We start from the raw sequence: 13580 nt of genomic DNA, 5'->3' as shown, positions 1-13580 counted from the left end.
TCAGAGCCTCGCCAGCGTCCGGTCGATCCAGCCGAGCAAGCCCCGGGGCTCCTCGGCAACCGGCTCGAGCCAGGGTGCAAGAACGTCCACCTCGTCTTGCCAGGCGTCGCGCGGGCGGGGCGGCAGGTACTTGTTGGCGGGGCGGGTCCCCTGTTCGGGCATGAGGTCCATGCCGCCGCGCGCCTCGACCAGCAGCGAGACCGCGCTCTCCGGGTCCGACAGATCGCCGAAATGCCGCGCCCCCGCCGGGCAGGTGCGCACGCAGGCGGGCACGCGATCCTCTTCTGGCAGGGTTTCGTTGTAGATGCGATCGACGCAGAGGGTGCATTTCTTCATCACCCCCTCGGCCATGTCCATCTCGCGCGCGCCATAGGGGCAGGCCCAGGCGCAGAGGCCGCAGCCGATGCACTCGTCCTCGTTGACCAGCACGATGCCGTCCTCGATCCGCTTGAAGCTCGCACCGGTGGGGCAGACGGTAACGCAGGGCGCGTCAGCGCAGTGCAGGCAGGACTTCGGGAAATGCACCACCTGCGCCGGGCCGGACTCCGGCATCACCTCATAGGCGTGGACACGATTGAGGAAGGTACCGGAAGGCGCGGCGCCATGGGGGTCCTGGTCCGACAGCGGGCTCGGCTGGCTTTGGGTGTTCCAGCCCTTGCAGGCCACCACGCAGGCATGACAGCCGACGCAGGTGTCGAGATCGATGACGAGGCCGAGCTGGCGCTCCGTGTGGCTGGGAAGGTCGGTCATTCTGGCGTCTGGCTCGTGGCTGGCGGGTTTCGGGACGCTGCCCCGGACCCCGGGATATCTGGAGCTGGAAGAAAAACTCAGGCGGGGCGCGGGACGGGAGAGCGGAGCGGCGGGAAGGCCGGGCGGGAGTCGCCCGGTGCGGCGCATTTCTCGAGGCGGACGCGAAGGTCGAACCACGCCGCCTGGCCGGTGATCGGATCGGAGTTGGAGAGGCTGACGCCCGCCGCGCGCGGAGGGAGGTGCTCGGGGATCAGGTGGTTGAGCAGAAACCCCTTCTTCGCCTCTGGCGCATCCGGGTCGAGCCCCCAGGTGCCGCTGCGCTTGCCGATGGCGTTCCAGGTCCAGACGGTGCTTTCGCTCTGCGCCTCCATGCGCGCGGCGGGGGCGGTGATCTCGCCGTGCGGAGATATGACCCTGACCCAATCGCCCTCCTGCAGGCCAAGCGCGCGCCACCAGGCGCCGGGGATGTAGAGCGGGTTCGACCCATGGATTTGCCGCAGCCAAACATTCTGGCTGCCCCAGCTGTGGTACATCGCCATGGGGCGCTGGGTGATCGCGTGCAGCGGGTAGCTTTCCTCATCCTCAGGAATATCCGACAGTGGCGGGTACCAGACCGGCAGCGGCGTCATGACCGCGGCGAGACGGTCGCGCAGCGCCTCGGGCGGCTGGCGCTCGCCCTGTCCCTCGGCGGCGCGCTGGAAGCGGCGCAGAGGCTCGGACCAGAGCTGGACGAGCGCGGGTGCCGGGGCGTCGAGCAACCCTGTCGCCACGGCCCAGTCTTGGTAGGCGCGGTTCCACGGCTTGTAGTAGGCGGCCTCCGGCGGGACCGGGATAGCGTGGGTGCCGCCCGCCGCGATGTAGCTGTCGAGTTGCGCCTCGTTCGGCGTGCCGCGCCCGTCCTGCAAACCGTGCGGCCCCATGCGGAATCCGGCGAGCGGGCCGATGCCGGGCCGGCGCTCGTGGTTGGTGATGTAATCGGCGTAATCGCGGTAAACCGGCCTACCATCCTTGGACATGCCGGGCAGGCCGAGCCGTGCGCCGAGGTCCAGAAGCACCGACTGGAAGGGGCGCACGTCGCGGTCGGGCTCGATCACCGGCCAGCGGATCGCATCGGCGGCGGCATCGGGCTCGGAGATCGGCCGGTCGAGCAGCGAGATGCAGTCGTGGCGCTCGAGATAGGTGGTGTCGGGCAAGATGAGATCCGCATAGGCGACCATCTCCGAGGCATAGGCGTCGGAGTAAATGATCCGCGGAATGAGGTAATTGCCCTCCTCGTCCTGCGCCGTCAGCATCTCCATGGTGCCGGCAGTGTTCATCGCCGAGTTCCAGGCCATGTTCGACATGTATAGAAACAGCGTGTCGATCGAATACGGGTCCGCCGCCACCGCATTGGCGATGACCATGTGCATCATGCCGTGCACCGCCAGCGGCGCTTCCCAGCTGAAGGCCTTGTCGATGCGCAGCGGCGCGCCTGCCGCGTCCACCGCCAGGTCCTCGGGGCCGAGCGGGTAGCCGAGCGGCGGGCCATCCAGCGGCTGGCCGGGGCGGGCGCGGAAATGCGGGCGGCAATGCGCCTCGGGCGGCTTGGGGTAAGGCGGCTTGAAGCGGAAGCTGCCGGGGGTCTCTACCGCGCCCAGAAGCGCCTGCAACAGGTGGATGGCGCGGCAGGTCTGGAACCCGTTGGAATGCGCCGAGACGCCGCGCATGGCGTGCACCGCCACCGGGCGGCCGGGCATGGTGCTGTGCTGGCGGCCGCGGAAGTCGGTCCAGGGGCGGTCCAGTTGCAGCTTCGTGTCGAAGGCGGCGCGGGCGATCTCGGCGGCGAGCCAGCGGATGCGCTCGGGCGGCAGGCCGACGCGTTCGGCCACCGCCTCGGGCGCATAGGCGCGGTCCATGTATTGCGCGGCGATCATCTCCATCACCGTGCGGTGGCTGATCCCGGCGCGGCGCAAGTGGCCGGTGAGCTTGGGCTCAACCCCCTCGCCGTCCCAGGGTGCGGGACGGCCCGTGCGGGCATCGATGACCAGCGGGCTGCCGTCATCCCCCCTCAGGAACAGGCCGTACTCCGGTGACTTGGGATCGCAATCGACCAGCACCGGGGCATTGGTGAACTGCGCGAGGAACTCGAGGTCGATCCGCCCGGCGCGCAAGAGTTCGTGCACCAGCGAGAGCACCAGCAGCCCGTCGCTGCCCGGGGTGATGCCGAGCCACGCGTCGGCGATGGCGCTGTAGCCGCTGCGCACCGGATTGATGCTGACCACCTTGGCGCCGCGCGCCTTGAGCTGGGACAGGCCCATCTTGATCGGGTTGCTGTCGTGGTCCTCGGCCACGCCGAAGAGCAGCAGCAGCTCGGCGTGATCCCAGTCGGGGGTGCCAAATTCCCAAAAGCTGGCGCCGAGCGTGTAGAGTCCCGCCGCCGCCATATTGACCGAGCAGAAGCCACCATGGGCGGCGTAATTGGGCGTGCCGAACTGCTGCGCCCACCAGCTGGTGAGGCTCTGCGACTGGTCGCGCCCGGTGAAGAAGGCGAGCTGCTCGGGGGCCGTCTCGCGCAGGGGCTTCAGCCAGCCGGCGGCGGTCTCCAGCGCCTCGTCCCAGCTGATTTCCTCGAACTCGCCCGATCCGCGCGGACCCACGCGGCGCAGCGGCGCCCGCAGCCGGGCCGGAGAGGTCACCTGCTTCAGCCCCGCCGCGCCCTTGGCGCAGAGCACGCCGCGGTTCACCGGGTGGTCGTGGTTGCCCTCGATGTAGACGGGGGTGCCATCCTTCAGGTGAACGTCGATGCCGCAGCGGCAGGCGCACATGTAGCAGGTCGTCTTGCGGATCTCGTCCGAGATCTGCACCTGGGTGTCGGGGATGTCGTGCTGCCGTTCCGTCTGCGCCATTCGGGTCCACGTCCGTGCCTTCTCCGAAGGCTAGGCCACAAGCCCCCGTGAGGCTAGGTCTTTCCCGGTCACGCCCGCGCGATGGGCGGCCCGGCGCCCGCGCGCCGGAACCCGCGCCTGATCAGCCCGCGGGGGCCGCCTGGCAGGGCGCCTCGGGCGCCGCGCAGGGCGCGGAAACCCGGCTGCGCTGCGCCACCTGCTGGTGCAGAAGCGTGCCGACCGAGCGGCCCCAGGCGTCCCAGTTCAGTCGTGCCTCGTATTCCTCGCGGCTGCGGCGCGACAGCGCGGCGTAGCGCCCGGGCGCGTCCAGACAGGCGAGGATGCAGGCGGTAAAATCCTCGGCGCCGCTGCCCGGCGGCAGGGCGAAGCCGTTGATCCCGTCGCGCACTGGAACGCCGCCGATGCGCAGGCAGAGCGAGGGCACGCCATAGGCCGAAGCCTCGCAGAAGGCGAAGCCGTAGCTCTCGAAGCTGGGCATGACAACAAAATGCGCACGGGCGTAGAGCTGCTCGAAGAGCGCCGCCTGCTCGGGCACGGCCTTGTCGAGCTGCGGGTGGACCTCGGTGTGCGGGCCCTGCGCCTCGGGCGGCGGGACGCAGCCGATCACCGTGAGCCGGGCGTCGATGCCGCGCGCCCTCAGGAGGCACATGACCTCCTGCGCGACGGGGCCGCCCTTGGCCCACCAATTGCGGCCCACCACCAGCAGGTGCAGCGTGCCGGAGCGCGAGATCGACCGGGGCGCGAGCGGTGGCGGCGGGGCGATATTTGCGCCCCAGGGCACCAGCCGGGCCTTGCACTCGGGCAGCTCGTAGCGGGCGACGCTGGCGTCCATCAGCCATTGCGAGGGCCAGAGCAGCAGATCGGCGCGGCGGAAGACCCCGGCCTCGGCGCGTTCGACCCAATCATCCAGGAGTCGTCCGCCGGGGATCAGCCCCGGATGCGCCTCGCCGATCTCGGAGGCGCGGTAGATGCTGTGGGTGGCGTCCGATGTATAGGCGACGGTCATCGGGTAGGGCAGCCGCAGGCTGAGCAGCGACTGGAAGGCATAGGCGCAGAAGAGCACGTCGTACCGGTCCTGCTGCAGCGCCGCCTCGATCCGGCGGGCCACCACCTGCGACAGCGCCATCTGGGCGCGCCACCGCAGGCGCAGGCTGAGCGCGTCGGGCATCGACAGGATGGCGCGGCGGATCGGCTCGGCGGTGCCCCAGTCGGTGGGCAGGATCGTCACCTCCCCGGCATGGGCCTGCAGCGCGTCGTGGATGCGTGCGTTGCCGCCCGAATAGAGGTTCCGGTCGAGCGCCGAGAAATCACTCAGGTAAGCGATCTTGAGGGGGCCACGGACCATGCTGCACTCATACTCCTGCTACCTTTCTTGGAGGTAGGCTGCGCCTGCAATCGGGCAGGAACATGTCTCCAAACGAACAATCCTGCGGTTTCACGGCGATTTAATCCAAGCCGGAGACTTCTCGCCAGACGCGCCCCCGCAAGCGGGCCGCAGATGTGCCAAATCTGCCGATTCCCCGGCGATCGCGCTGCTCCGCAGGCGACAGGGCCGCCGGCCCGTGGTAGCTAGAAGACCTGGTCCGGGCGCAGGGGGCGTCGTCCGGGTCTCGTTCTAAGTAGTCTGGTTCACGGGTCGCAACACCGCATGCCCAACCCTCTTGCCTTTCTGATGCTGGCGCTCTGGCCGATCGTCACGGTCGTGCTGTTCCGCCGGCTGCCGCCCGACCGGGCTCTGATCGCCGCGCTTCTGGCGGGCTACCTGATCCTGCCCGAGCCGCCGGCGGCTTTCGATCTGCCGATGTTCCCGCCGCTGACAAAGCACAATATCCCGGCGCTCGCCGCCTTTGCCTTCTGCCTCTGGCGGTACGGGCTGCAGGGCGGGCTGCTGCCGCGTTCGCTGCCGGGCAAGGTGCTGCTGATCACCTATGTGCTCTCTCCCGCGCTGACCGCGGTGACCAACACCGAGCCGGTGTTCTACGGCGAGATCGGACTGCCCGGGCTCTCGATCAAAGACGCGGTGGCGCTGGTGCTGCAACAGGTACTGCTGGTCCTGCCCTTCCTGCTCGCGCGGCAGTTCTTGGCGCAGGGGGGCTCGCAAAGACATCTGCTGGTGGCGCTGATCTGGGGCGGGCTGCTCTACACGCTGCCGATGCTGGTCGAGATGCGGCTCTCGCCGCAGCTCAACCGCTGGGTCTACGGATACTACCAGCACCTCTTTGGCCAGTCGATCCGCGCCGACGGCTACCGGCCGGTGGTCTTTCTCTACCACGGGCTCTGGGTCGCCTTCTTCCTGATGACCGCCACGGTCTCGGCCTGGGCGCTCTGGCGAACCGAACGCAACACGAAGATGCTGCTGGTGGCACTCTGGCTGACGTTGATCCTCGTACTGGCGAAATCGCTGGGCGCGCTGATCTTCGCGGTGGTGCTGATCCCGGTGGTGCTGCTTCTGACCCGCAAGGGGCAGATCCGCGTGGCAATCCTCATCGGACTGGTGGCGATCACCTACCCGGTGCTCAAGGGCACGCATCTGGTGCCCGAGGACCGCATCCTTGCCGAGGCCGCCAAGATCGACCCCGAGCGCGCCTATTCGCTCGAATTCCGTTTCGAGAACGAGAACACGCTGCTCGACCGCGCCTACGAGAAGCCGGTCTTTGGCTGGGGCAGCTGGGGGCGCAACCACATCCTCGATCCGGTCACCGGCAATATCCTGACGGTGACCGACGGGCGCTGGATCATCGTCATCGGCGTCTACGGCTGGGTCGGCTTCCTCGCCGAGTTCGGGCTGATCCTTTTGCCGCTGTTGCTGCTTTGGCGCGAAAGCACCGCGCGCGACCGGGCCGAGATCTCGCCCTTCATCGCGCCGCTCTCGCTGCTGCTGGCCATCAACTTGTCGGACATGGTGCCCAACGCCACGCTCACCCCGCTGACCTGGCTCGTGGCGGGCGCACTGACCGGCTATGCCGAGGCGTTGAAGACGGCGCGGTTGACGCGGGTCGAGCGCGACCGCCCGGAGGCGCTAAAATGGCAATCGATCCTCTGAGCCCCGGAGGTCCGCAGCCATGAGCCGCAAGCCCTGCATCCTTGCCATCGCCGAGGCCGCCAACCCCGAATGGGTCTCGGTGCCGCTGGTCGGCTGGTCGCTGGCGTCGGCTTTGCGCGCGGTGGCCGAGGTCCACATCGTCACCCAGATACGCAACCGCGACGCCTTCCTGCGCGCCGGTATGGTCGAAGGGCAGGACTTCACCGCCATCGATTCCGAAGCCTTTGCGCGCCCGATGTGGAAGCTCGCCGAACGGCTGCGCATGGGCGAGGGCAAGGGCTGGACCATGGTGCAGGCGATCAACGCGCTGAGCTACCCCTACTTCGAGCGCTTGGTCTGGCAGCGTTTCGGCGCCGGGATCCGGGCGAAGGAATGGGACGCGGTGCACCGCATTACGCCGCTCAGCCCCACGGTCGCCTCGCCGTTGGCCAGGCATTGCGCGCGCGCGGGCGTGCCCTTCGTGCTCGGCCCGCTAAACGGCGGTGTGCCGTGGCCAACTGGCTTCGACGCCGAGCGCCGGCGCGAGCGGGAATGGCTGAGCTACCTGCGCGGGGCCTACAAGGCCCTGCCAGGGCGGGAATCGACCCTGCGCCACGCCAGCGCAATCCTCGCCGGCTCGCGCCATACGGCCTCCGAGATCCCCTCCCGATATCGGGAAAAGCTGCTTTACCTGCCCGAGAACGCCATTGACCCCGCCCGGTTCAACAAACGGGCGATGCCCGAGCCCGGCCCCCTGCGCGCCGCCTTCGTCGGGCGGCTCGTGCCTTACAAGGGGCCGGACATGCTCCTCGAGGCCGCCGCCCCGCTGCTCCGCGATGGTCGCCTGCAGCTCGAGATGGTCGGCGACGGGCCTATGCGCGCGTCCCTCGAGGCGCAGGCGACGGCGCTTGGCGTCACCCATGGCGCCACCTTCCACGGCTGGCTCAATCACCGGACCGTTCAGGATGTGCTCTGTCGCTGCCACCTGCTGAGCTTCCCGTCGATCCGCGAATTTGGCGGCGGCGTTGTGCTCGAGGCCATGGCGCTTGGCGTGGTGCCGATGATCGTCGATTATGCCGGCCCCGCCGAGCTGGTCACCAAGGGCACCGGCTTCAAGCTGCCCTGCACCGACCGCGCCGGGATCGTCGCCGCTTTCGGCGCTGCACTGGAGCGGCTCGCCGCCGACCCCTCGCCCCTGCCCGCCATGGCGCAAGCGGCGCGGCGGCACGTTCACGCGCAGTTCACCTGGGCGCGCAAGGCCGCGCAGATCGCCGAGGTCTACGACTGGATCGCCCGGGGCCAGCCCGGCGCGCCGCCGCAGCTGCTGCGGGACAGCGAGGGCGGAGGCGATGCATCGGCCACTTGAGATTTCCCCAAACCGCTCGCAGTTTCGCAACACTTCCGAGGCTACCCTTCCCGCGCCCGCCTTTGCCTTGCGATGCTGCCGCCCGCCTTCCTATAGTCGAGGAAGGGCGCACGCCTCGGCGCAGGCCGCTTCTGCCCCTGTCGGGGTCGTTCCATATCGAGTTCGCGTAATGTTGAGATCCGGTCCGATCATGCCCCCCTGCGTCCCATCCCACAGCGGCTGCCCCGGCCATGCGTGACCCGGCCCCCCTGCGCGATCCCGCCTTTGCCCCCATGCCGTACCGCCCCGACATCGACGGGCTTCGGGCGGTGGCGGTGCTCTCGGTGGTGCTCTACCACTTCGGCCTGCCCTGGCTCGGCGGCGGCTTCACAGGGGTCGACGTCTTTTTCGTCATCTCCGGCTTCCTGATCGGCGGCATCCTCTGGCGCGAGTACGAGGCCGAGGGGCGCATCCGCCTCGGGGCCTTTTACCTGCGCCGCTTCCGCCGGCTCGCCCCGGCCTTCTTCACCATGGCGCAGCTGACCGCGGCGCTGAGCGCGGCATTGCTCCTGCCCTTCGAATTCCGCGAGTTCGGCAAGTCGCTGATCGCCGCAACGGTGTATCTGTCGAACGTGCTGTTCTACCGGCAGTCGGGATACTTCGACACCGGCGCAGAGCTGAAACCGCTGCTGCACACATGGTCGCTGGCGGTGGAGGAGCAGTTCTACCTCTTCCTGCCGCTGTTCATCGTGGCCTTGTCGCGCAATCGCAGCCTGCTGCTCATGGCGCTCGTTGCGATCTGGGGCGGCTCGCTCGGGTCCAGCGTGCTCGCCACGCCGAGCCACCCGGACGCGGCCTTCTTCCTCTTTCCGTTCCGCGCCTGGGAGCTGCTGTCGGGGGTGCTGCTGGCGATCTGGGGGCTGGAGACCGGACGCGTCTGGCGCGGACATCCAGCGCTGAGCTGGGCCGGGCTGACGCTGGTGCTCGGCTCTGTGCTGCTGATCCCGGCAGGCCCGCTCTTCCCGGGTCTCCTGGCCCTTGCCCCGGTGCTCGGCGCGGTGCTGCTGATCGGAAGCGGCACCGGTGACAGCCCGGTGAACCGGGCGCTCTCGCATCCGTTCGCGCTGTTCTTCGGGCGCATCTCCTATTCGCTCTATCTCTGGCACTGGCCGGTGCTGTGCCTGTCGCTCTACCTGCGCGGCAGCTACGCCAGCCCCGTGGAAGCGCTGTGCTGGATGGCGCTCTCGGTGGCTCTGGCCTGGCTGTCGTGGCGTTTCGTCGAAACCCCGATGCGCCGCGCCCGCCTGCCGGGGATCGTCGTCCTTGGGGGCACGGCGCTGGCCTCGGCGGCAACGCTGGCGGTGGGCGCCTGGCTTTATCTCGGCGACGGTCTCGCGGGGCGCTTCGGCCCAATGGTGCGCCCGCATATCGCCGCCTCTGCCGACTTTCTTCAGGACTGGAGCCGCTGCACCACCGCCGCGAGCGGCCCGCTGATGGGGATCGAAACCTGCCCGATCGGTCCGGAGGGCACGCCGCAGGTGCTGGTCTGGGGCGATAGCCACGTCCGCGCCTTCAAGGAGGGGCTCGATCTTGCCGCCCACGAGGCCGGTGTGCCCGGCCTCATCATCTGGCGCGCCGGCTGTCCACCGCTCTTCGGTTTGCGCAAGACCGAGAGCGCCGCCACCCCCGCGCAGGACCGCGCCTGCACCCAGGCCAACCTGCAGATCCGCCAGGCGCTTCCGGCCATGACCGACCTGCAGCGCATCGCCCTGATCGGGCGCTGGACCTATTACGCTCATGGCGCGGGCGTCGGGCTTGACGCGGGCAACACCATCCAGCTCTTCCCCACCGACGCGCCGACACCGGCCGACGCGCCGCAGTCGCAGATCGTTGCCGAGGCCGCCCGCGCCACCGTCGCCGAGCTGCGCGCCGATGGGGCCGAGGTCATCGCCCTGCGCCAGCCTCCCGAGATCGCCAACTACGACAGCCGCCGTGCCGCGCGCGAAGCCGCCCACGCCGGCTGGCCACTGGCCCCGGTGCCGGTCACCAACCCCGACATGCCGCGCGGCCCTCTCGCGCAGCGGGTGACCGAGGCCGAGGCGCCATGGCGCGCCATGGCCGAGACGGGCGAGATCAGCTTCATCGACAGCTGGCCGCCGTTCTGCGATGCCGAGGCATGCCACGCGCTGCAGGGATCCGAAGGCTGGTATTTCGACAACAACCACATCACCAACACCGCCGCCCGCGCGCTGCGCGACCTCTTCGTCCCGATCTTCGGCACCAAGGTGGCCGGCCTGTGACCCATCCGCTGAGCGACACCTGCTGGGATGTCATCGTCATCGGCACGGGCATCGGCGGCGGCACGATCGGCCGGGCGCTGGCCGAGGCCGGGCAAAAGGTGCTTTTCCTCGAACGCGGCCCCGCGGGTCAGCGCGCCGCGCGCAATGGGCTTTCAGAGGTCTTCGTGCCCGAGGCCCGACTGGCGCGCGGGCTCTGGCCCGAGCCGATGCACGCACGGGTAAACGGGATCGAGAGCTCCTTCTACGCCCCGCTCGGCGCCGGGCCGGGCGGCTCCTCGGTCTTCTACGCCGCCACGCTCGAGCGGCCCGAGCGGCACGATCTCGACGAGCTGCCCGGCCTGCCCCATCCCGCGGGTGGCTGGCCGGTGGGCTATGACGCGCTGCGCCCTTGGTACGACCGCGCCGCCGAGCTCTACCGCATTCACGGCACACCCGACCCGCTCTCGCCCGAGCCCGCGCCGCCCCTGCGCAGCCCGCCACCGCTCACCGCCACCGAAACCGCGCTGATGCAGGCGCTCGAGGCGAACGGCCTGCACCCCTACCACGCCCACACGGCCATCGACCACACGCCGGACTGCCTCAACTGCCTCGGCAGCAAGTGCCCCCGGACCTGCAAGATGGACGGGCGCTCTGCCGGGGTGGAGCCCGCGCTGGCCACCGGCAACGCGATGCTGCTCGACCGCGCCGAGGCAACCCGGCTGCTCGGCCGTGAGGATAAAGTAGAGGGTGTCGAGGTCCGCCGCGACGGCGAGACCCATGTGTTCCGCGCCGCAACCTACGTGCTTGCCGCCGGGGCGCTCAACTCGCCGCGCCTGCTGCTCGCCTCGGCCTGCGACGCCTGGCCGGAGGGCGACGCCAACGGCTCTGGTCTCGTCGGCCGCAACCTGATGTTCCACCTCAACGAGATGTTCGCGCTCTGGCCGCCGCGCGGGACGCCCGATCTCGGCGCAACCAAGGCGATCTCGCTGCGCGATCTCTACCACGCGGAAGGGACCCGCATGGGCACGGTGCAGGCCATGGGCATCCGCGCATCCTATGGCGAGATCACCTTTTACCTCAATCGCATGCTGGCCCGATCGCGCCTGCGCCACCTGCCAGGCTTGGCGCAGCTCACCCGCCTGCCCGCCGCCGCTGCGGCAAAGCTCTTCGGCCATGCGCAGATCTTCGTCGGCCTGCTCGAGGATCTGCCCTACCCCGAAAACCGCGTCACCTACGACCCGGCGCAGCCACACCGGCTGTCGGTCGACTACACGCTGCATCCCGAGCTGCTGCAGCGCCGCCGTGCCTTCCGCAAGGCGATCTCGCGCGCCCTGAGGGGCCAGCGCCGCATGTTTCTCGGCCGCGCCCCCGAGCTGAATTTCGGCCACCCCTCGGGCACGCTGCGGTTCGGCATCGACCCCCGGAGCTCGGTGCTCGACCCGGACTGCCGCGCCCACGGGCTGCGCAACTTGCGGGTGGCGGATGCGTCCTTCATGCCAAGTTCGATGGGGGTGAACCCCAGCCTGACCATCGCCGCCAATGCCCTGCGCGTGGCCGATTCCATCCTCAAGGAGCGCAGATGATCCAGCTCACCCCCGCGAGCGGCATCGCCGTCGTCACCGGCGCGGGCTCCGGCCTTGGCCGCGCCATGGCGATCGAGCTGACGAAACGCGGCTTCACCGTCGCCGGTCTCGGCCGCCGCCGCGCCGCCCTGGAAGAGACCCGCGCCAAGGCCGAGCCGGGGCGCTTCCACCTCTACCCCACCGATGTCGCCGCGCCGCAGGAGGTCGCCGAGACTTTCGCGCGCATAAGGGCCGAGCACGGGCGCATCGCGCTTCTGATCAACAACGCCGCGACCTACCCGCGCCGCGACATCCTCGACGAGAGCGCCGAAAGCTTCCTGCGGACCGTCGCCACCAACCTCGGCGGCACCGTCGCCTGCTGCCGCGCCGCGCTCGATGGGATGGTCGAGGACGGGCACGGGCGCATTCTCAACGTCGCCACCTTCGCCGACCTGGCGCCTCTGCCCGCCTCGTCCGCTTATTCCGTCTCGAAGGGCGCCGCGCGGATCTTCACCCGCGCGCTGATCGCGGATCTGTCGGACCGCTTCCCCGAGATCGTCATCACCGACTGGATGCCGGGAATGCTGCGCACGCAGATGGGTATTCCGGACGGGGTACCGCCCGAACGGGCCGCACGGTGGGGCGTGGCGCTGGCGCTCGATGCCGATCCGGCGCTCACCGGGGCGACATTCGAGATGGACCGGGAGATCCTGCCGCAGCTTGGCCTGAAGGGCAGGCTCAAGAACCTGCTGATGATGCGCCGACGCAGACCACGGCGGATCTCACCCTAGGGGCGAAGCGTGAAGAAACGTAGGAGCAGCGCCCGCGCCGATTGCGCCGGCAGGATCGACAGGCAGCGCAGGTAGCGCAGTCCCAGCCGCCCCGGGCTGTTCGCCGCGCGCCACAGCCATTCCAGCGCCAGCTTGCGCGTCCATGCCGGCGCGCGCTGCTGGGTACCGGCAAGGAAATCCAGCCCCGCGCCGATCCCGGCAAAGCCCACGTTCGGCGCCAGCTTGCGCCCGACCGCGGCAAATATCTCCTGCTTGGGGGCGCCGAGCGCGACAAAGCACAGCCCCGCCCCGGAGGCGGTGATCTCGTCGAAAACCGGCAGCGCCTCGGCCCCCTCGGGATCGAAGCCCATGGGCGGAGCGATCAGGCACACCACGCTCAGGTCGCGGACCTCGCGTTCGAGGTAACTGCGCGCCCGCGACAGCGCCGCAGGCGTGCTGCCGACCAGCGCCACGCCGATGCCTTGCTTCGCCGCAATGCGCGCCAGCGGCAGGATCGCGTCGGAGCCGGGAATCAGCTCTACCGGTCGTCCTGCGAGCCGCGAGAGCCAGACGATGGGATTGCCATCGGCGACGACAAGATCCTGCGCCGCGTAGGCGGCCCGGAACTTCGCCGAGCGGCTCAGTTTGACCAGATGGTCGAGGTTGATGGTTGCCAGCGCAAAGCCTTGCCTCTGGGCGAGTCGCTCGGTCACACGTGCCTGCAACGCGGCCCAGGTGGGCACGCTGATGGCGACGCGCTGGCCGCCAACCCGAAATTCCATGCGCGGATACATCGGCGCGCGACATCCTTATTTCGCCCCGTCGGGGAATGTGGCGCATGGCCCCGGGCGATCCTAGCAGGCCGGAGCGATTTGCCCATGACCGTGGCCGCCGTGCCGCAGTCGCGAGACAAATGCACCGCGATCCAAGCAATGCGCCGAAGAGACCTGCGCAGCGCCGAAATTCG

Annotated in this window: 9 protein-coding genes; 5 read left to right on the top strand and 4 right to left on the bottom strand. The window is 69.6% G+C overall.

Features of this window, described 5'->3' with window-relative positions; genetic code table 11:
• From G0D83_RS31070 to G0D83_RS31060, 3 genes are all read right to left on the bottom strand, one after another.
• On the bottom strand, positions 1–750 hold the full coding sequence (locus G0D83_RS31070; protein ID WP_164198574.1) for a 4Fe-4S dicluster domain-containing protein: 750 nt from the start codon (positions 748–750) through the stop codon (positions 1–3).
• Between the two features lie 77 nt (positions 751–827).
• On the bottom strand, positions 828–3635 hold the full coding sequence (locus G0D83_RS31065) for a molybdopterin oxidoreductase family protein (protein WP_164198573.1): 2808 nt from the start codon (positions 3633–3635) through the stop codon (positions 828–830).
• 121 nt (positions 3636–3756) lie between these two features.
• Positions 3757–4980 carry a glycosyltransferase family 4 protein gene (locus G0D83_RS31060; RefSeq protein ID WP_164198572.1) on the bottom strand — a complete coding sequence of 408 codons (1224 nt, stop codon included), beginning with the start codon at positions 4978–4980 and terminating at the stop codon, positions 3757–3759.
• 303 nt (positions 4981–5283) lie between these two features.
• Between G0D83_RS31060 and G0D83_RS31055 the strand changes: the two genes are divergently transcribed.
• The 5 genes from G0D83_RS31055 to G0D83_RS31035 all read left to right on the top strand — a co-directional run bounded on the left by G0D83_RS31055 (position 5284) and on the right by G0D83_RS31035 (position 12634).
• Positions 5284–6678 (top strand): hypothetical protein, encoded by a 1395-nt coding sequence (locus G0D83_RS31055; RefSeq protein ID WP_164198571.1) that lies wholly within the window; start codon positions 5284–5286, stop codon positions 6676–6678.
• A 19-nt stretch (positions 6679–6697) separates the two neighbouring features.
• The gene (locus G0D83_RS31050; protein WP_164198570.1) at positions 6698–8023 is read left to right on the top strand and encodes a glycosyltransferase family 4 protein; all 1326 of its coding nucleotides are present in this window, start codon (positions 6698–6700) and stop codon (positions 8021–8023) included.
• 230 nt (positions 8024–8253) lie between these two features.
• The gene (locus G0D83_RS31045; RefSeq protein WP_203595700.1) at positions 8254–10302 is read left to right on the top strand and encodes an acyltransferase family protein; all 2049 of its coding nucleotides are present in this window, start codon (positions 8254–8256) and stop codon (positions 10300–10302) included.
• Positions 10299–11864 (top strand): GMC family oxidoreductase, encoded by a 1566-nt coding sequence (locus G0D83_RS31040; protein WP_203595708.1) that lies wholly within the window; start codon positions 10299–10301, stop codon positions 11862–11864. Before G0D83_RS31045 ends, G0D83_RS31040 begins: the two co-directional genes overlap by 4 nt.
• Entirely contained in the window at positions 11861–12634 is a 774-nt protein-coding gene (locus G0D83_RS31035) for an SDR family oxidoreductase (protein ID WP_164198568.1), read from the top strand. Before G0D83_RS31040 ends, G0D83_RS31035 begins: the two co-directional genes overlap by 4 nt.
• Here G0D83_RS31035 and G0D83_RS31030 read toward each other — a convergent pair.
• On the bottom strand, positions 12631–13395 hold the full coding sequence (locus G0D83_RS31030) for a WecB/TagA/CpsF family glycosyltransferase (protein WP_164198567.1): 765 nt from the start codon (positions 13393–13395) through the stop codon (positions 12631–12633). The two genes, G0D83_RS31035 and G0D83_RS31030, sit on opposite strands and share 4 nt — an antisense overlap.
• Between the last annotated feature and the right edge of the window lie 185 nt (positions 13396–13580).

It is taken from the genome of Salipiger sp. PrR003 (assembly GCF_010500785.1).
Classification (GTDB): Bacteria; Pseudomonadota; Alphaproteobacteria; order Rhodobacterales; family Rhodobacteraceae; genus Salipiger; species Salipiger pacificus_A.
The sequence above is the reverse complement of the archived record's forward strand: the minus strand, read 5'-3'. Positions and strand labels throughout refer to the sequence as shown.

What these genes read in the sequence shown, in the direction of transcription:
- G0D83_RS31055 (WP_164198571.1), top strand. Translation starts at nt 5,284, where the DNA reads ATGCCCAACCCTCTTGCCTTTCTGATGCTGGCGCTCTGGCCGATCGTC.
- G0D83_RS31065 (WP_164198573.1), bottom strand. Translation starts at nt 3,635, where the DNA reads ATGGCGCAGACGGAACGGCAGCACGACATCCCCGACACCCAGGTGCAG.
- G0D83_RS31070 (WP_164198574.1), bottom strand. Translation starts at nt 750, where the DNA reads ATGACCGACCTTCCCAGCCACACGGAGCGCCAGCTCGGCCTCGTCATC.
- G0D83_RS31060 (WP_164198572.1), bottom strand. Translation starts at nt 4,980, where the DNA reads ATGGTCCGTGGCCCCCTCAAGATCGCTTACCTGAGTGATTTCTCGGCG.
- G0D83_RS31030 (WP_164198567.1), bottom strand. Translation starts at nt 13,395, where the DNA reads ATGGAATTTCGGGTTGGCGGCCAGCGCGTCGCCATCAGCGTGCCCACC.
- G0D83_RS31045 (WP_203595700.1), top strand. Translation starts at nt 8,254, where the DNA reads ATGCGTGACCCGGCCCCCCTGCGCGATCCCGCCTTTGCCCCCATGCCG.
- G0D83_RS31035 (WP_164198568.1), top strand. Translation starts at nt 11,861, where the DNA reads ATGATCCAGCTCACCCCCGCGAGCGGCATCGCCGTCGTCACCGGCGCG.
- G0D83_RS31050 (WP_164198570.1), top strand. Translation starts at nt 6,698, where the DNA reads ATGAGCCGCAAGCCCTGCATCCTTGCCATCGCCGAGGCCGCCAACCCC.